A 19,073-nucleotide genomic window follows, 5' to 3' on the forward strand; every position below is an offset into this window, starting at 1 on the left:
CTTGAATAGTATTGCGAACGTACAAGAGTGCGACGCAAGAGTAGGTCAAATAAGTAAATAAAGTTGGGCACCTAAAAATTAAATAAAACTCTATTTCTTGCCGCGCCTGGTAATGGGCTTACCATACTTCTTCTTCATCTGGTCTCTGCGTGAGACCTTTTTATTAACCTTGCTGTTCTTTGCGGATTTCTCATGAAAGGATGCGCCTCGTTCTTCCTTCTTAGGCAGTTTCACCTGTATCTCTTTCATGAAGACTTTAGGCTGCTCGTCTTCGGTAAGCACTGAAGATATTTCGAGGTGCGGAGGTAGAGGCAAAGTTGTTATCTCAAATTTCATCAGGCTTTCTATTGCCGCCCTTTGCTCTTGTTCCCTTTCTGTAATAAAGCTAATGGCTACGCCTTTTTTGTCTGCGCGGCCTGTACGACCGATCCGATGAATATAATTTTCAGGAACAGGTGGAAGGTCGAAATTAATGACATGAGTAACTTCGGCAATGTCAATGCCTCGGGCAATAATGTCTGTAGCGATAATAAATTTATACGTTCCTTCCTTGAATTGTTTTACAGTATTGAAACGGTGGTTTTGTTCTTTGTTAGAATGGATAACCCCCGCAGTACCCGGGAAATTTGGTTCCAGTTGCTCGTACAGTTCATCGGCTAGTTTTTTAGAAGCTGCAAATACCAGCACTTTGGTCATCGACTCCTCTTCGGCGAGCAGTAGTTTTAGCAGGTTTACTTTTGTATAAAAGTTAGGTACTTCGTAAGCAGTTTGAATGATATTTTCGACAGGGGTTCCTGCCGGCGCCGCTTCAATTCTTACCGGGTCGTTGAAGTATTCATTCATCAGGTCTTCGACTTCCTCTATGAGAGTGGCCGAGAACAACAGGTTCTGGCGCTTGGGCGGCAGCAGGTCAAGAATATTTTTTAACTGTGTTCTAAATCCTAGGTTAAGCATTTCATCCACTTCATCTATGACTAGTTTTTTAATTGATTTCACCTTAAAAGCGCCTGCCATTGCCAGGTCAAACAGCCTACCTGGGGTTGCCACTAATACATCAAGTCCATTTTGTAGCTCTAGTTTTTGAGTATTGATATTTGCTCCTCCATACACACCAATAACATCTACACTTAAATAGGGAGTTAGCTTTTTCACAGCTTCTACCACCTGGGCAACCAGTTCGCGCGTAGGTACGACGATTAGTATTTGCGGGTCTTTTTCTTTCGAGTATTTCCAACTATTAAGAAGTGGAAGCAGGTAGGCAAAAGTTTTACCGGTTCCTGTTTGTGCTATTCCGCACACGTCAGCACCACTCATCACTACTGAAAAAACTTTTTGTTGTATAGTTGTAGGCATCGTATAGCCAAGATCTGTTAGCGCGTTTACGAGTTGTTTGTTGAGATTGAAATCCTTAAAAGTCATAGATAATAAATAGAAGCAAAGGTATGATAAGTGAAATCAAGAGAAATTGAACCAGGGTGATGTTGAATTCCGATTGAAATAAAGCAGGTAGCAAGTTTCATAAAAACAGAAAAGCTGCTTTAAATCATTTAAAGCAGCTTTCTTGTTTTGAATAAATTACCGGCAGTTAATTAAACTGGGCCGACATAAACTCAAGAAGTTTTTCATCACCCATTTTATTGGAAGTGCTTTCCTTAGCAACGGCGTTTTTAAACTGCGCGGTCTCTGACATGAAACGAATAAACTGTTCCTGTGCTGTGCCGGTTCCTGTTACATGTACTTCATCTACGTTTTGCATGTAAGAGGTAATATCTTTAAATAGTTTCTGCATCGAGCCCTGTTCTGAGTTGTTGGCCGCGTTTTCATTTGAGTTGTTATCGTCGCCGCTAACTTTAGCATGTCCAAGTACTACAAAATCCCCTGTGTCAATATTTTCTCTACCTACAATAGTTGCATGATGTGAATCCATCCAAACGCCAAATTGTTTTTTGTTCTTAGACATTTTAATTATTTAGTTGATAGGCGTCAACAACCGTACCCCATACAATTGAAATCACATTTCTGCCAACTTAAGTTATAAAACGGGAGGTTTGAGGGGTAAAGTGCCAGATGGTGATAGAAAACCTTTTTCCCGTTAACGTATCTGTAACAACTGAAGCGAGACTGATCCGATAATTTGCAGACTTATTTAAACCTATGCTGCTGCACGCAACCCGGCTCAAGTTATTTTCTCTTGTACTGTGCGTAGTATTGTCGCTTTCCGCTTCCGCCCAAAACATACAATTGTCGGTTCTCGTTTCGGATGCCGCCAGCAATAAAGTAGCGAATGCTACTGTAAGCATCAATCAGAAAAAATTTAAAACAGACTCGACCGGTAAGGGAACTTATTTCATTGTGCCGGGCACCAATAGTTTAACCGTTACCTCGGTTAACCATTATCCTTTTTCGCTTAACCTGTTTACAAACGTCGATACTGCTATCACGATCGTCCTTCAACTGCGCGCCAGTCTTCTTGGAAATGTAACCGTTACAACCAGCCGGAACGTGGTGAGAAACCAGATGGGCGTACAAACTATCAGCGCAACGCAGCTAAGAAAAATACCGGTGGTACTAGGCGAAGTTGATCCCCTAAAAACAATCACGCTACTACCCGGAATTAAGAGTGGCGGTGAGGCTAGTGCTGGCATTTATGTTCGCGGTGGTGGTCCTGATCAAAATCTTGTTTTGTTAGACGGAGTGCCTGTTTACAACCCAAACCACTTACTTGGCTTCTTTAGCATTTTTAATGGAGAAGCCGTGAAAAGTGTTGAAGTAATCAAAGGAGGTATTCCGGCAGAATACGGTGGAAGACTGAGCAGCGTTATCGCTATCGACACAAGAGATGGCAACAAAGACTCAGTAAAGGGAAGCGGTGGAATAGGATTAATATCAAGCCGAATCGCTTTAGAAGGGCCGTTGATAAAAGGTAAGTCCTCGTTTATTGTTAGCGCGCGGCGGACCTATATAGACCAGGTTGCACGGATAGTTGCAGCCAAGAAGGTCGGAGGAAACGGTTATTACTTTTACGACATTAATGCAAAAGCCGATTATTTTATCAATAGTACCAACCAGCTTGTTTTTACATTGTACACCGGCCGCGACCGGTTTTCTTTTGACAACAGCCGTACTCAACCAGTCGGCCGAAGTACTTTATTTCAGACATATTGGGGCAACACCTTAGCAGGACTTTCTTGGAGGCAGCAGCTCAACAAAAAGTTAAGTCATGAGACAGCGCTTGTCTTCAACAACTTCGCGCTTGATAGTCGCTTTGGTGCCCCCACTAGTACGTTCCTGTTCACCTCAGGTTTACAAGACAAGCAAGTGAAAACTGATTGGGTGTATAAGCGGAGCGACTGGCTCACGTTTAAAGTAGGTGGCCAATACATTAGGCATCAGTTTAAGCCTGGCGCGGGGGGCGTTACTTCCGGAATTCAGGAGTTTAAATCGCAAGTTAGCGATCAGTATGCCCGTGAAACCGCAGCTTATATCAGTTCCGATGTCAATGTAACTCCCAACCTGAATATTATTGCCGGCCTTAGATACAGCTACTGCAACCAGGTGGGGCCAACAAGAAGAGTGGTGTACGACAACGATGGCATACCGACAGGTGAAGTCCAGCAGTTTTCAAATGGACAAAGTATTGCGAAATACCATTACCCCGAACCAAGGTTGAGTGTTTTATATAAGCTTCCAAACACTGCCAGTATCAAAGCATCCTACACTCGCACGATACAATACCTTCATTTGGCTACCACAAGTGGCGCCACTTTTCCAAGCGATTTGTGGGTACCAAGCAGCGAACTTATTAAACCCTCAAATGCACAGCAGGTTTCGCTGGGTTATTTCAAAAACTTTGGCGACAATACTTACGAAGCAAGCATAGAGACTCATTACAAGGTCATGAATAACCAGATTGAATTTAGACCCGGCGCCCAGTTGTTGCTAAATCAAAACATTGAAGGAGAAATGATCTTTGGTTCAGGCAAGGCTTATGGCGTGGAATTGTTCGTTCAAAAAAAGCAAGGTAAACTGACAGGCTGGGTAGGCTATACGCTTAGTCGTGCGGAGCGAAAATTTGCGCAACTTAACCAAGGCAAATCCTTTCCTTATCGCTACGATCGTACACATGATCTTAGTATTGTTGCTAATTATCCCCTCAACGCGCGTTGGGAAGCCTCTGCCGTTTTTGTCTATGGAACCGGCAACGCTCTTACCATGCCTACCGGTCGCTTTACTTATAATCTTGGCTACAATCCTGGTGATCGAACGCCCATTTTTACTAACATCAACCAGTACAGCAAGGTGAACGATTACCGGATGGAAGCGTATCACAGAATGGACATTGCTTTCACTTATACGCCTAAACCCAACAGTACAAAACGCTTTAAAAGTAGCTGGAATTTTAGTATTTACAATTTGTACAATCGTGCTAATCCTTACTTTCTCTACCTCGAAGTAGATGATGATAAAAAAATTGTTCAGGGCAAAAAAGTGTATCTCTTTCCAACCGTACCAAGTGTAACATGGAACTTTAAATTTTAACCATGAAAAACAAATTGGTTATACAATTCATTCAAAGTATTGCTGGGTTAACAAGCAGTAATATTACTATGAAGCTTCTGTTGCGACGCTCCGTTCTAACGCAACTTTTCATAGCAGCGGTCGGCTGTTGTATTAGCCTTACAGCCTGCGAAAAAAACATCGACATTAAGATAGATAACAATGAGCCTTTGCTGGTTGTAGAAGCATATATCAACAACCAGATGCGCGACTACAACTATGTCGCACTAAGTCGCAGCCTTGATTACTTTTCAACAGACTTTCAAGGTGCGGCCGTTTCTAACGCCACGGTTACCGTAACTGAAGGTGAAATTATCAACCAGCAATATGTTTGGAACCGCTCCAGCAAAGTCCAATTACTTGAAGCCAACATACCTGCTGTACCAGCAAATTTTAGAAAGGGAGTTTATTTTGATCCGCGCTTGGTTACTAATTCGCAGGGTGCTCTTATTGGGGTACCAGGCAAGAGTTACCTGTTGGAAATCAGCGATGGTCAACAACAGTATACAGCGACTACCACTTTGCTGCCGCCGCTTCCTATCGATAGTCTTACGGTCGGCTTTTCATATCGCGATACCGATGATAACAACAAATTAAAGGCTCGAATCACCAACCATTATAAAGACCCGGATACCTTAAATAACACCCAGTTTTATTACTATCGCTTCTCCGAAAACCGAAACAACTTTGGTTGGGGCGGAATATCCAGAAGCCGGGCATTTGGAGTAGATGATGTAACTAATGGGCAGCAACTGCATTTGACTCATCCGCGCGGATTTGTGGTGGGAGACACGGTCAACTATTATATGGCAAGCGTGACCAGGGACGTCTATAATTTTTGGGATTCGTATAGCAAAGCCCGAAATAATAACGGTCCGTTTTCAACACCTGTTACCTTGATGAGCAACGTAAAAGGTGACAATGTCACGGGCTGTTTCACGGGGCTAAGTCTCACTTCTAAGACTGTTATAATCAAGTAAGTTTTGTTCAAAGACTAGTTTTGGCTTTAGAGCATTAAGTCTTTCAACCCCCTAAAATTTCCCTATCTACTTTAACGCTTTCTTACATATGACAGCATGGCAATCGGCAACAATCGGATTATGAATTGTGTTGTTAGTGCATGCAAATTTCAGATACTTTTCTTCCTACAGATATAGCAATTTCCCCTGAAAAACCTTCAAAGCTCTGGATGCCTAAAAGGGTACTTTTTACTCCGGATGCATTAGACGAACCTTTCGGCCAGAAAATACTGGAGCGGGTTAATCAGTACAACTTGCCAGTTGAAATTCTCAAGAATAACCGCGTAACAGGCTTGCGTGGAGAGACAGAAAGAGAAACTTACAAACTCGCCAAAAGCACCCTGGCTATTGTGAATGCTTCGCCGTCGGCTTTCAGGCTTCGCCCTATTCCGCCGTCTGCTGATTATCAGTTTCACCTTGCCGAAGGTTGCCCTGCGCACTGCCAGTATTGTTACCTTGCGGGAAGCTTACAAGGCCCTCCTGCTATTCGGGTTTTTGCCAATCTACCTTTGATTTTAAACAACACGCAGAACTATAAACTTCCCAATAAGATTACCTCATTTGAAGCAAGTTGTTATACCGATCCGCTAAGTATTGAACATCTTACCGGCAGTCTTGCAGAGACTATTGAGTTTTTTGGAAAACAGTCCGAAAAACATTTAAGGTTTGTTACGAAGTTTGACGCAGTTGACCCGTTGCTCCACCTGGAGCACAATGGTAATAGTCGTTGGAGAACGAGCCTAAATGCACCCTCTGTGAGCAGAAGATTGGAAGGAGGAACCGCTTCCATTTCTGCAAGAATAAAAGCTTTGAGAAAGCTTGCACTTCCAAGGCACGAGGGCGGAGGCAATTATCCTATTGGTGTTGTGCTAGCTCCGATAATGCCCATCGAAAATTGGCAGGAAGAATATGGTGTGCTCCTCGATGAGTTGAGGCATCAGCTCGATTTTCCAGTAAACCTAACCTTTGAATTAATTACCCACCGTTTTACTCCGGGTTCAAAGCAAGTGCTTACAGAATGGTACCCAAATACAAGCCTTGAAATGGATGAAGCAACGCGGGCTGAAAAGCGGAATAAGTTTGGCGGTACCAAGTATGTGTATACAAAAGATACTATGAAGGAAATGAAGCAGTTTTTCTACGGTGAGATAAACAAGAAATTTCCTGAAGCAGAGATTTTATACTGGACGTAGAGACTGGACGTCTTTAGACCAATTTGTTTAAAGTAGAAAAGCGGCTAAAAATCCTTCAATCCTCATTCCATTTTTAAAAATAAAAAAAACTTTTAATCTTGAGCTTCAGATGAATTAAGAGAAAGAAGTACAAGAGTGCAACGCAACGAAAGCTTGATAGAAGTCCTGTCCCTCGGCCCAAAAAAATTTAACTCGTGCTATTGAATAAGTTTTTGAGACGTGCAGAAGTATAGGTCTTCAGCTTTTCTTGCGTCGCACCCGTTTACATTTTCTCATTACTCAGCAGAGCCTATATTCCGTTATTATTTTTTTTGCCTGAAAAAGGTTCAAACAAACGTTAAGCTTTATTCTTACTCACGGCCTCCATCAAACCTTTTATATAGCCCCACGCAAACAACGATCCTATGGTGCTATAACCGGGAAACTCGTTGCTGTCTCCTGCCATCGTGGGCACATGGTCTGGTCTTATTGGTCCTCGGAACCCAACGTCGTAGTAAGCCTGCATCGCTTTGTACATATCGATTTGCCCTTCATCATGGAAAGTCTCGGTAAACTTCTGGCTGGGTACTTTGCCACTTAGATCCTGCACATTTCTGAAGTGAACAAAATGAATGAGCTTTTTCTTACCGAAGTATTTCACAGTCTCAGGAATATTTGCTCCCATTAAAGAGAAGTTTCCCTGGCACATCGTGATGCCATTACTAGGACTGGGATAAAGGCTCACTAAACGTTTAAAGTTGTCAACAGAAGTCATGATACGCGAAATGCCCCTGATGCTATCAACCTGCGGATCGTCAGGGTGCATCGCCAACTTCATTCCCACCTTCTCCGCCTCGGGAACAACCGCTTTCAAAAAATACTCGAGGTTCTTCCAAAGGGTTTCCTTTGATACCTCGCCATACTGGGTGAGTGGCGCATTCTTGATAGCTTCGTAATCAAAAGCGGTCATCAACGCACCACCACGTCCCGGCCTGGCGTTGTCAGTTCTATACCACCCAATTGCCGGCATCCAATTGTAGCAGATCGTATCGATACCGGCCTTCGACATACTCTGCATGAAAGTGATGAAGTTGGCAATTTCTTCATCCCGCCCTTCAAGACCTAGTTTTGTTTTCTCGCCCAAAGACGGAGGACCTTCTACCACGTTAAAGTTCAATCCCACTTTACTCCACGCCTCTTTTACAGCGATCACCGATTTTTCTTCAAAGGGCTTTGCCGTGTCCAATCCAACCATCTTAGTATTAATACCTCCCACCGCGCCAAATACATTCATTTGTTTTAGTAAAGCAATCTTTCTTTCATTCATACCGCTGAAGTACGCTTCGCTTGCCTGCATGCCTGCGTCTTTAGCGAGGTTTGATACCCCAGGTCCAACTCTTTCTTCTTTATTCACCGAAATAGGATTAGCGATAGATGTGGTAAGTCCACCAATAGATGCGGCCGCGGCAAGGGAAGCGCCTTTTTTAAGGAAGTCTCTGCGATTATCTTTCATGCTACTTAGGATTAATGGGAAGGGATTCTTGTTTAGAGGAATATGAGTTAGAGGTTCAGAAATGGCAATGGAAATTAGACAAATTTTTGAAAGATATCTTGACTTCGTTTGTGCATGTAGTCCCCACCTATTTCTTTCAGAGGAGAGAATAGAACAAGAGGGGATCTATGAACTAAAAAAGCCTTCCGAAGAAGGCTTTAAATAAATGCTGTGATTATTTGTAGATTAAGCTTTGCTTGCGTCTTTGTTGGTAGCTGAAACAGCAGTTTGTTCTTCCTGTTTTTTGATTACTGGCTGGTTTGAAGCTTTCACTTCTCCGTCTAATGTCTTTACTATAACTGTTGTTTTTATACTTGTTGGAAGGCTTACATAGGCTGCACCAAAATCATTGGTAGAAACAATTGATAACAAGTTGTCATCATTATCAAAAATTACGATACTTGTTTTTTTAGGAAAGTCACTTATCCAGATGTTAGTCTTAGTTTCGTTTGCTACTACCGCAATGCGGCTTTGTGGAGTTGTGTTCTGAGCCGAAGCAGTAAGGCAAAGGCTAGTTAAAAGAAAGAAAGCAACTAGTAAAAAACTGTTCCGGAAATATGCATATAATGAAGTCATAATTTTTATTTTTCAGGAACCTGTATGGCAACCGGCATGCCAACAGAATTTTTTTCTTTCACTTTTCTTTCAATCTAGAGGATCGGAATTGAATTTTTTTTCTTAAAAATGATGTCCTTTTTGGCTAGTGAATTACCTGAAGAGGTTAAGGCAACAGAATAACACGTACTGCTGCATGGCGGCAACACAATGATTAAAGACTACCTCAAGCTTAACACATGGAGATGAAAAGGTATTTGCAACGTGCTATTAATCAGCTATTTCCTGGCAAAGTTCTATTAATACGCCATTTGTTTCTTTCGGGTGCAGGAAGCAGATCAGTTTGTTATCTGCTCCTTTTTTAGGCGTTTCGTTGAGTATTATAAATCCTTCTTTTTCTAACCTTGCCATTTCTTCAAAAATATTTTCAACAGCGAAAGCTATGTGATGAATCCCTTCACCTTTTTTTTCGATGAACTTAGCAATTACTCCGTTTTCGTCAAAACTTTCCAATAATTCTACTTTCGTTTCCCCTTTTTGGAAAAATGCCGTTTTTACCTTCTCACTTTCGACAACCTCAATTTTATAGCAGTTAGAATTTAGCATCCTGGTAAAAAGAGGAATGGAATTATTAAAGTCTTTAACAGCAATTCCGATATGTTCTACTTTCATCATATACGCTAATTATAAAAAATTGATAATGTCTTTCGATTTGAGGAAAAACGCCCTATAGCCAGTTTGGCTTCACAAATTTATAGTTCAAATAGTGTTACTTTTGCATTAATAAGATTAGAAGAAAATAGAGTACTATGTTGAAATTACCGGTTTATTTAGATAACAATGCTACGACGCCATGCGATCCCAGAGTAGTCGAGGCGATGATCCCATATTTTACCGAGAACTTCGGAAACGCTGCAAGCCGTAACCATCCCTTTGGTTGGGCTGCAGAAGAAGCTGTTGACTATGCGCGCGAACAAGTGGCTAAATTAATAGGAGCGGACCCAAAAGAGATCATTTTTACAAGTGGTGCAACTGAAGGGGACAATCTCGCTATTAAAGGTGTTTATGAAATGTATGCTAGCAAGGGTAATCACATTATTACAGCAACTACAGAACATAAGGCTGTACTGGATACTTGCAAGCATATAGAAAAACTAGGCGGTGAGGTGACGTATCTCCAGGTGAAGCGTGATGGTTTAATTGATCTTGCTGAGCTTGAAGCTGCCATCAAACCAACCACCATCTTAATTTCAATTATGTATGGTAACAACGAAATAGGTGTTGTTCAGCCTGTTCGTGAAATAAGTGCCATTGCTAAAAGACATGGGGTGTTATTTTTTACTGATGGTGTACAGGCTGTAGGTAAAATTCCTGTAGATGTGATAAAAGACGGTATAGACTTAATGGCTTTTACAGCACACAAGATGTATGGCCCTAAAGGTATCGGTGCTTTATATGTTCGACGTAAAAACCCTCGTGTAAAAGTTACTGCGCAGATGGATGGCGGCGGACATGAAAGGGGAATGCGAAGCGGTACTTTAAATGTTCCAGGTATTGTTGGTTTTGGTAAAGCAGCCGAACTGGCTCGTCTTGAAATGGACCAGGATGCAAAAAGATTGAGTGGTCTGAGAGACAAACTTGAAAGCGAATTATTAAAACTGGAAGAGGCCTATGTGAACGGTAATCGTGAGCATCGTCTTCCTCATGTTACCAATATTTCCTTTAAGCATGTAGAAGGTGAAGGGTTACTAATGGGCTTCAATAAAAACATTGCTTTAAGCTCAGGTTCGGCTTGTACTTCCGCCTCTCTTGAACCAAGTTACGTTTTAAAAGCGTTGGGTTTGGGAGACGATCTGGCACATAGTTCGCTGCGATTTGGATTAGGCAGATTTACAACAGAAGAACAGATAGACTATACGATTGAACAAGTAAGTAAAACGGTATTGAAGCTTCGCGAGATGAGCCCTTTGTGGGAGATGTACAAAGAGGGTATTGACCTTAATTCAATTGAGTGGGCGGCACATTAAGTGAACTTTGTGACTGGTGAATTTGTTGAAAGCGTAATTAATAAAAACAATATAAATTCTCAACTTAAACTAGTTGGGGCAAAATAAAAAGATATGGCATATTCAGATAAAGTAATAGATCACTATCAAAATCCTAAGAACGTTGGTACTTTGGATAAAGCAAGTAAGAGCGTCGGTACTGGTCTCGTTGGTGCACCCGAGTGCGGAGACGTTATGCGTCTACAAATAGAAGTTGATGACGAGACAGGTGTAATCAGGGACGCAAAGTTTAAAACTTTCGGTTGTGGTTCTGCGATCGCATCATCCTCTTTGGCTACAGAATGGTTAAAGGGTAAAACAGTTGACCAGGCTTTGGCTATCGATAACATGGCAATTGTTGAAGAATTAAATCTTCCTCCTGTTAAGATTCACTGTTCAGTGTTGGCTGAAGATGCTATCAAAGCAGCTATCAATGATTATCGAGTGAAAAATGGCATGGAGCAAATTAAGTTCGAAGAAAGCATTGTTCACTAAGAGACGAAAAAGTGATTAGGTTGCGGCTAGGACCTGTTGAGCAATTGGGAAGATGCATGAATAATATAGTTAGAGCTGAAAGCTTGCGGCTTGGAGCTTCAAGCAAGCAGCTCTTAAAAAAGCTGGTGTATGATTTACGTAAGTGATAAGGCAAAAGTTAAGGTTGACAACCTGATGAGAGATGCCGAAATAAAAGGAGATGATTATTTTCTCAGAGTTTCAGTGGTTGGTGGAGGCTGTTCGGGATTAAGTTATAAACTTGATTTTGACAACGAAAAGAAGCCAATGGACCAGGAGTTTGAAGATAATGGAGTGAAGGTGGTTACTGATTTAAAAAGTTTTTTGTACCTGGTAAATACGACGCTTGATTTTTCTGATGGATTGAACGGGAAAGGATTTTATTTCAGCAATCCTAATGCAAGTCGAAGTTGTGGATGCGGAGAAAGTTTCGCGGTATAAATGCAAATAATATTATTGTAAAAAGAGCCGGCACTTAAATGTCGGCTTTTTGTTTTTTGCCAGCACGCGTGCTGATTTAACCAAAAAAATAAACCCTGCAAAGAGCAGGGTTATAGCAGTTTGGTTTTGAGTGCCAGCTAAGCGCTCCTAAGTAAGCAGATAGTTTTGGTTGCAAAACAATAAAAAAACCGTAAAAACTAAACCTAATACAACTACTTGAGACATGGGCATTTTATATACTGCTGCACAAGGTTTGAAAGATTCTAGGCATTTAATGGATTTTTAATAAAAGCGACAAAATTTAGTCAAAACGGAAATTCTAAATACGTCTCGCTAGTGCGTGTTTTATTTTCTTTAATTTGCCGGCAAATAATAAGATAAAAATGGCAACTACTAAAATTACAGTTAATAACAACGGATCTCTAAGAGTAGAAGGTGATTTTGAGATTGTTGATAAAAACGGGAATGTATACGATCTTAATGGACGTGAACTTGTATCAATCTGCCGGTGCGGCCTTTCCATGAATAAACCATTTTGCGATGGTTCTCATAAGGGACATTTCGAACATGATGCAGTTGCTTTTGCACTTCCTCCAAAGAAAACATTGTAGGATTTACGGCAATGTAACTGCCATAACTAATCGTTAAACCACTTCTGTTCGTAAAAATGCCAGCTCTTAAAGCTGGTATTTTTATTATATATAAAGCTTTTAAGGAGGAAGAGGAGAAGCGAGGTTGGCAGTAATCGATAAACTTCATTTATTTTGTATTTCTTTCTACTCTAAACTTACCAATGGCTTCATAAGCTGCTTTACGGGCGCGGTTAATCCCCCCTAAAGGTTGATTTTCTTTGTGGCAGTGCCACGGCGAATAAGTAAGATTTTCGCCAAGAGTGTTTACTTCAGGTGTATCAAATTCCTGTTTTAGTATTTCGATCGTGGCCACTTTGTGCCAGGGCGATTTCCATTCTACACAGACATCTTCCATTGGCATCTTTACAGGATCTTCCTGAAGCTGAATTTTAAAGTCATAATAAACAGAGCCGGCAGACAGGTCCTGCTTCATTCGGTTGCGCAGAAAATTCTTGTCCTTCAGATCAGTTGCAGGCTCAAGGTTTTCTGTAGCAGGGAACGCCCCATACTTAACTGCTTGGTCAGGTTTCCCTAATCTAAACGGGCTTACGCTGTAATATTTCAACGAAAACATGTTACGGGTTTTTTTCTGACTTTGTAGTGTACGATAAAGGGTCATCCAGTTTATAGGATTGAGGGCAAACAAAACGAGTCCCATCGTTCCATTACATACGGCCCGCACATTTCTCACTACATCCTTTACGTTAGGAGACATGAGAATAGGATAACTTACCATTAGGAAGTCCTGCGATTGAGGAAACCAGTGATCTTGAACAAGCATCTCGCCTGGAACATCTAAAAGTTTAATTGCCATCCCCCGCAAATCTGGCTTCTTGTCGTCAACCACTGTAACACTACCATTAGAAATACGTATCCATGCGTCGTAACTTTTGCCAGGAACGAGAAAGCCATATTGATAATTTTTCGGAAGATCTGGCAGAACAGTAAAAGTTGCTTTGACGCAGCCATGCATTTTTGCGTGAAACTGTCTCAAGGTTTTTCCCGGAGGGAAGTCGCGGTTGAGCCTTTTAATTACGATATCAATTATCTTTTGTGTGTCTTGTTCTTCATTCGGTTCGAAATACTCTTTTCCAATTTCAAGCATTTGTGATTTTACAGACATGATAAGTATTTAAGTGCTCTGATGCCGGGCATGAAAAAATAAGCTCCACCTTTTACTGTTACAAATTCAGGAACGTCGGTGAACCTTTTTCGAAGGGTTTTGTCGGGAATGGTAAAAGTGCCCGTTGTTTTGTGGTCAGAAGGGTAATGGTGATTTCCAATTATAGGATCGCGCTCATCGTGAAGGCCATTGAACTTTGGATTATTAACCCAGGCATTTTGAATAAATTCAAATTGCCGCCCGAGATCAGCATTAAAACAGATGAAATGCAGTCCCCGCTCTCCCTGGATATCTTTTACCTGTAGGATATCCTGTGGTTTCATTTCTTCCGTTACTGGTTGCCCGTACGACCGACCTCGCCGTAGAATGCGATGTTTGTTCGCTACTTTCATGGAAGCCAGGCGATCCATATCCAAAGCGTCACGTGGGTGTGATCTTCTTATATGTGATGCAAAAGGGCAACGGAGGCCTAGCTCATCTACTGAACGATAGTCAAACTTATTGTCGTTGTTGTGGTCTTTAATCTCCTCGTCAGGACATACAATTACTGGTGCTCCCCCTGGCCAACGGCCAACCATTTTCGCAGCCAGTTTTACCATCTCTTTAGCATCACTTTCGCCATTTTCTTTTTGCGTGCTTTTTTGCATGTAGTTCCAAAACAGTTCCACGTCCTGCTTCAGTTGCCTGAATACCATATAACTTCCATTCTTGCCCAAGTCATATTTTCCCAGCTTTGCCTTTGATGGAGGCAGGCATTCTGCAGCGTCTTTGTCGCCGGCAGTTGGGGTAGGCGTGTATTGGTTGTATTCATTCTTATAACCTAAAATAAATTCTCCCGTTGAAACCATGTTTTCAGGTTCGTCTTGCCTGCTCAGACCTTTAATAGTCGGCTGTGATATTCCGTCTTGGAAACCGAAGTGCTCTTTTCGTTCGTAAAGAACGCTAGTGTCTAATTTTGTTACTTCAGATAATCCATATCGTCCCAACTGTGCAATGTGTTTATCCTGCAGATTTTGTAATGCTCCCGCATCAGTCGCATAAAGCATTAATAAAATGTGCACCTCATCAGTATTCTTGCCGCCCCATTCCCAATTGTCTGGTGCACTTTCTCCAAAATCGCCTAAAAAAAGCTGTTTGTGTTTGGTTATCATTCCATCTTCAAATTCAAGAGGGAACGTGTCAAGAACTTGCTTATTTAAACCGAGCGCTGCCATTGCATTAAAGGTCAAAGCAATATTTAATGCAAGCTCCGGTTTTCTTTCTTCACCGGAGGTGATTTCAGGAGATACAACATGGAGCCATTTCTTAGCCAAAGTAGGATCGCTTATTCGAAGCAACAGGAACGCAGCCGCGGGAAGGTTTGAATAACCTCGTATAATGATGCCCTGAATATCTTTAAGTTCCAAGATTTCCATACTGTTTTATCTTAAAGTTTTTAGGTTGGATTTACTTTCAACGATTTTTGCATGATTTGCTGAATAACGAAAAATCTGTTCACGAGTGCGACGCAACAATGTTGTAAGTAGCACGGCAGGTATGGCTCAAAAATTATTGTTTTTTATTATGTTTGGCCAGCTTCAAACGTTCTTTTAGGCATTGTTGTGTCACTCACTTGTGCTCCCGCCTCTTTATTCCGCGTCTGCCTACTGTTGATGTTTTTAAACTTGCCTTGCGCAGATTGAACCTGCCCGCGGGCTACAACAAACTCAACCAGTGTGCTGCTTCTTTTTCGTTCATACTTCCATATAAACCATCTCTTATTTTCGAATTATTAAAGATGTTTTTTACTGAAACCTCTTTATTGGCAGTGTACCAAACATTGGTAATAGTCTGAAACTTTCTCGCCCAATTCATAAAGCCGTTCGCATCGTCCGCCCCGCCATAAATCATCAACCGGGTTTTGGGGTAGCCGACCGTATGACAAAACATTAAAGAGAGTTGTTTGCCGGCAATGTTTATAAAATCTCGCAGGTAGCTTTCCGAGTTTCCATCAAAATTGCTCAGAAAGATCATTTGCTTACCGTCATTAACAATAACCCATCGGGCGAAATGAACTGTAGGAATACCTGACAGTTTTCCCTTGCTGTATATATAAGGAGCTAAAAAGTTAGTCATGTTCAATAAGAACATCATTGTTTTTAGACGGATAACTCCAGGCTTAATGTTACCCATTGCTGAGAATTGAGCTTGCACAGGGCTTGTCTCCCGTTCAACTAATTCCCGGATATGGTTCTTGTCTAATTCGTAAGAAACATTTTTTTCTGTGATTTCTGTTAATAGTATAAGAAACAACCAGGCAATCACAAATGGAATGATAAGGGGTAGCAGCACAACCAGAGCGATGCAAACGAAAGCGAGCTTAATGTAGAAGCCTAGTTCGGATAGAATAAATGGTTTTGGAGCTCGTTTTTTTGCCCAGCTTAGAGTGGGATTATTGTGTACGAACTCAATCACCTTCTTCCTGATGTAGACCGGTCCTTTGTCTCTAAGAGCAGATTGTTGAGAGTCAATAAAGCTTTCAATCTGGTCTCGCAACTCATTTTCCTGTCTCACCTGCAAAACAGTTCGGTGGCCAATACCCACATAAAAAACTGCATTTTCCACCGTTTTTAGTTCCAGGTATCGACGCAGAGCTTCCCTGTTATAAGCAATGTTTTCAGGAAAGTCTTCGCAGAAGGAAAACATTTTCCATAGGCCATCACCTGCAACGGTTACTAGTTCTTCCAAATGATTTTTGTAAGGCTGGTCGTAGTTCGTTGTAAAAATGAGGTAAGGCGCAACGTTGTTTCCAAGAGCGTCCGTGCTCTCATTAAATACCACAAAACGGGCAAAATGAATGCTTGTAATTTTTTTGAATGGTATAATTGAATTTGTCTCAACGTCCTCGGCTACGATTTGCTCACAAAGAGCAATCGCATCCTGCTTCATACCGGGTTTTATGTGGGCAAGAACAGATAACGCGCCGTGCTTGGTCATATTTGTTTTAGAAATGATTTAGAAGGAGGGTAGTTTTGATTTTACGTAGATATCGAAAAGAGAGCCCGAAAAGTACTTTCCAAACTGGGCCATTATTTTAACCTCTTCGATTTTAGATTTTGCATGTAACACCTTCATAGTAGTCATCTGTTTTGCAAAGTCTGCTGTTTCAATAACCAGGATACCTTTGCCTAAAACAGGTGATGTTTCATCGTTACCGTCATGTACTGTTATAAAAAGAGTGCAGGTGTCTTTCCACATGTCAAAACCTTTATCGTCCCGTACTACTTTGTAACCGTAGAAATAATAGTTTTTACATTCTTCTGAATGCATCAACATGCTATACTTCATTAGTTTAGTTGGTACGTCCGCTACCTCATCTACAAATAAATTGAAAACGCCATCACTAATCGTGAGCGGTTTGGATGACAGTGCCGGAGCCTTCACAACACCTTCAAGCTGTGCCTTATGATTTTTGTCTTTCAGCATTGTTTCCACGTCATTCGAGGTTACAGTGAGCGTGAATTCAAATGCAGATCCGCTTTCCTTACCCAGCTTTTCTCCGATGTCGAAACTTGCTGTCTCGTTAGTCGAGAAGTAACCTTTCATTGTTTCTGTAAACTGGATACCCGGTTTACGTTCATTGTTTGGTAAAACAACGTCTTTGTAACTGTAGTCTATGGTAAAACCATAATCGGCAGCCATTAATTCACAACTTCTTTCCGCCAGGGCAGAGATTGTTATTAAAGGATTTACTCCCAACGGCAATGGTATAATAGCGCCATCTGAAATGTACAGTCCCTTGTGAACCTCAGTGCCTGTATTTGAAGAAAAAACTTCTCCTTTATGATTGACAACTCCTTTCTCTGCATCATCACCCATTACACATCCACCGAGAGGATGGACCGTCATCAGGTCGTAATTCAACAACTTTGTCCATGTTGGGTTCACCACGTATTCACCACCTATTGCTTCTGTTGCTTCGCGCAATTTTTTATCTACATCTGTAAAAATGGGTTGTTTGCCAACGCCCTTCCAGGTAATCTTTAAATGATCGTCTTCAAGACTCATTTTTCCATTTCCATCATCATGTGCCATTACGAGGAAAGCTTGTGTATGTTCTACCGCTCCGTGATGAGGTCCTCTTACCATACTATCTAATTCGCGGGCCTTTTTCTTTGCAAAATCAACAATACCGTCGGCGTGTTCTTTGCCAAAAAGCTTTGATATTGCTAACATGGATGGTGTGATTGCCGGAGCTACTGCACCCGGCACGTTGCCGTCTTCTATAACAATTCCTGCTTCGAGTACAGGTTGTTCGCGTAGGTCAATTACCGAAGTAATGCATGGGCCAACAGGATCAAGACTTCCCGGAGCATGAGGGCCAAAGCCAACGGTATTTACTCGCTCGTCGCAGTTGTATCCAAACCCGAGAACATCGCCGTTCCCCGTGAATCGTTCTCCGACTTTATTAGAGGTTGTTAAGCCTCTTTCTTTAGATCGGAGTAAGATTTCTGTGCTACCCAAAGAACCTGCCCCGATGACAACAATATCGGCAGTAACAAAAAGTTCGGGAGCACCGAATATCTCGCTGTTGGCTGTTTGTATTTTATAATGAACACTCCATTTACCATTTGCTCCTCTTGATATATACTTGACCGACACCTCAGTAAATATTTCCGCTCCATGGTTCTTTGCATCAGGCAGGTAGTTCATTAGTGTAGTATTCTTCGCCCCGTAATTGCAACCGGTCATGCAATCGCCACATAGCTTACACTCATACTGGTCCTGTCCCGCATTATTTTTACCATCTTTAAAAGTTACATTGATATCAAGATACTTTGCTGTTTGTCCCATGCCTGCTGCTGACTTTTTCATTGCCTCAGCTTTGGGTAATTTTGGCCAACCGTTTTGACCTTCCGGATAGGGGTTTGGCTGCAACATATGCTTTGCCCTCGCAATATTTCTCCAATAAGAATCTGGGTCTTGTCTTATAGCAGTGGGCCACTCTGCATGTTCCAGTACTCTTTTCTCGGGAACGAGTGAAACATTTGCATTCACCAGAGATGTTCCGCCTAAGCCACAACCCTTGAATACACTTATATCATCGTTCATATGGAAATCATATAAGCCCGTTTTAGAACCAATGTGTTTCCCCTTGGTACTAAACTGCATTTCTTTTAGTGCCTGCACATTTGTTCTTGGATATTCCCCCGGTAAAAATTCTTTTCCTCTTTCAAGCAGGCAAACTTTTTTACCTCCTCTCGAAAGACGAGAAGCAGCAATGCTTGCACCGTATCCTGAGCCAATTACAACTACATCATAATGGTTTTTAATATCTCCTATTGGTGAAGACAATCGTTTGAAATTCATAAAATGTTTTATTGAGGATTTTCAGGAAAATAATAAAGTAGAGAAATATTTATTGCTTCTTATTTGTCTTAATTAAAAAGCTTGATACAAAGACTAGGGATATCCGAGGGAGAAG

Annotated in this window: 17 protein-coding genes; 7 read left to right on the plus strand and 10 right to left on the minus strand. The window is 41.5% G+C overall.

Annotation, left to right across the window (positions count from 1 at the left end; all coding sequences use genetic code 11):
- Positions 1-90: 90 nt before the first annotated feature.
- The 3 genes from SAE01_RS00950 to SAE01_RS24345 form a co-directional block, all read right to left on the minus strand.
- On the minus strand, positions 91-1,419 hold the full coding sequence (locus tag SAE01_RS00950) for a DEAD/DEAH box helicase (protein ID WP_147201656.1): 1,329 nt from the start codon (positions 1,417-1,419) through the stop codon (positions 91-93).
- A gap of 166 nt (positions 1,420-1,585) precedes the next feature.
- Positions 1,586-1,960 carry a hypothetical protein gene (locus SAE01_RS00955; RefSeq protein WP_147201657.1) on the minus strand — a complete coding sequence of 125 codons (375 nt, stop codon included), beginning with the start codon at positions 1,958-1,960 and terminating at the stop codon, positions 1,586-1,588.
- Positions 1,961-2,027: 67 nt separating this feature from the next.
- Positions 2,028-2,237: a hypothetical protein gene (locus SAE01_RS24345; RefSeq protein WP_170234046.1), complete on the minus strand. Its 210-nt coding sequence runs from the start codon at positions 2,235-2,237 to the stop codon at positions 2,028-2,030.
- 4 nt (positions 2,238-2,241) lie between these two features.
- Between SAE01_RS24345 and SAE01_RS00960 the strand changes: the two genes are divergently transcribed.
- The 3 genes from SAE01_RS00960 to SAE01_RS00970 all read left to right on the plus strand — a co-directional run bounded on the left by SAE01_RS00960 (position 2,242) and on the right by SAE01_RS00970 (position 6,769).
- Positions 2,242-4,539, plus strand: a complete 2,298-nt coding sequence (locus SAE01_RS00960; RefSeq protein ID WP_170234047.1) for a TonB-dependent receptor plug domain-containing protein — start codon at positions 2,242-2,244, stop codon at positions 4,537-4,539.
- Between the two features lie 2 nt (positions 4,540-4,541).
- A complete protein-coding gene (locus tag SAE01_RS00965) occupies positions 4,542-5,537 on the plus strand; it encodes a DUF4249 domain-containing protein (protein WP_147201659.1) in 996 nt (331 codons plus the stop codon).
- Between the two features lie 140 nt (positions 5,538-5,677).
- A complete protein-coding gene (locus tag SAE01_RS00970) occupies positions 5,678-6,769 on the plus strand; it encodes a spore photoproduct lyase family protein (protein ID WP_147201660.1) in 1,092 nt (363 codons plus the stop codon).
- Between the two features lie 337 nt (positions 6,770-7,106).
- Here the strand turns inward: SAE01_RS00970 and SAE01_RS00975 are convergent, their stop codons facing one another.
- The 3 genes from SAE01_RS00975 to mce all read right to left on the minus strand — a co-directional run bounded on the left by SAE01_RS00975 (position 7,107) and on the right by mce (position 9,530).
- Positions 7,107-8,261, minus strand: a complete 1,155-nt coding sequence (locus SAE01_RS00975) for a mannonate dehydratase (protein WP_147201661.1) — start codon at positions 8,259-8,261, stop codon at positions 7,107-7,109.
- A gap of 225 nt (positions 8,262-8,486) precedes the next feature.
- Positions 8,487-8,876 (minus strand): hypothetical protein, encoded by a 390-nt coding sequence (locus tag SAE01_RS00980; protein ID WP_147201662.1) that lies wholly within the window; start codon positions 8,874-8,876, stop codon positions 8,487-8,489.
- A gap of 249 nt (positions 8,877-9,125) precedes the next feature.
- The gene (mce, locus tag SAE01_RS00985) at positions 9,126-9,530 is read right to left on the minus strand and encodes a methylmalonyl-CoA epimerase (RefSeq protein WP_147201663.1); all 405 of its coding nucleotides are present in this window, start codon (positions 9,528-9,530) and stop codon (positions 9,126-9,128) included.
- Positions 9,531-9,664: 134 nt separating this feature from the next.
- On the opposite strand from mce, the gene SAE01_RS00990 reads away from it, so the two are divergent.
- The 4 genes from SAE01_RS00990 (at position 9,665) to SAE01_RS01005 (ending at position 12,465) form a co-directional block, all read left to right on the plus strand.
- On the plus strand, positions 9,665-10,882 hold the full coding sequence (locus SAE01_RS00990; protein WP_307725111.1) for an IscS subfamily cysteine desulfurase: 1,218 nt from the start codon (positions 9,665-9,667) through the stop codon (positions 10,880-10,882).
- 93 nt (positions 10,883-10,975) lie between these two features.
- Entirely contained in the window at positions 10,976-11,395 is a 420-nt protein-coding gene (gene iscU / locus SAE01_RS00995; RefSeq protein ID WP_147201664.1) for a Fe-S cluster assembly scaffold IscU, read from the plus strand.
- A gap of 129 nt (positions 11,396-11,524) precedes the next feature.
- On the plus strand, positions 11,525-11,854 hold the full coding sequence (locus SAE01_RS01000) for a HesB/IscA family protein (RefSeq protein WP_147201665.1): 330 nt from the start codon (positions 11,525-11,527) through the stop codon (positions 11,852-11,854).
- A 383-nt stretch (positions 11,855-12,237) separates the two neighbouring features.
- Complete coding sequence (locus SAE01_RS01005) at positions 12,238-12,465, plus strand: CDGSH iron-sulfur domain-containing protein (RefSeq protein ID WP_147201666.1); 228 nt, start codon at positions 12,238-12,240, stop codon at positions 12,463-12,465.
- A 148-nt stretch (positions 12,466-12,613) separates the two neighbouring features.
- Here the strand turns inward: SAE01_RS01005 and SAE01_RS01010 are convergent, their stop codons facing one another.
- The 4 genes from SAE01_RS01010 to SAE01_RS01025 all read right to left on the minus strand — a co-directional run bounded on the left by SAE01_RS01010 (position 12,614) and on the right by SAE01_RS01025 (position 18,958).
- Complete coding sequence (locus SAE01_RS01010; RefSeq protein WP_147201667.1) at positions 12,614-13,609, minus strand: catalase family protein; 996 nt, start codon at positions 13,607-13,609, stop codon at positions 12,614-12,616.
- Positions 13,600-15,024 carry a Dyp-type peroxidase gene (locus SAE01_RS01015; RefSeq protein WP_147201668.1) on the minus strand — a complete coding sequence of 475 codons (1,425 nt, stop codon included), beginning with the start codon at positions 15,022-15,024 and terminating at the stop codon, positions 13,600-13,602. Before SAE01_RS01015 ends, SAE01_RS01010 begins: the two co-directional genes overlap by 10 nt.
- A 280-nt stretch (positions 15,025-15,304) precedes the next feature.
- Positions 15,305-16,585, minus strand: a complete 1,281-nt coding sequence (locus SAE01_RS01020; protein ID WP_147201669.1) for a hypothetical protein — start codon at positions 16,583-16,585, stop codon at positions 15,305-15,307.
- A gap of 18 nt (positions 16,586-16,603) precedes the next feature.
- Positions 16,604-18,958: a GMC family oxidoreductase N-terminal domain-containing protein gene (locus tag SAE01_RS01025; RefSeq protein ID WP_147201670.1), complete on the minus strand. Its 2,355-nt coding sequence runs from the start codon at positions 18,956-18,958 to the stop codon at positions 16,604-16,606.
- Positions 18,959-19,073: the final 115 nt, after the last annotated feature.

The organism is Segetibacter aerophilus (assembly GCF_007991655.1).
Classification (GTDB): domain Bacteria; phylum Bacteroidota; class Bacteroidia; order Chitinophagales; family Chitinophagaceae; genus Segetibacter; species Segetibacter aerophilus.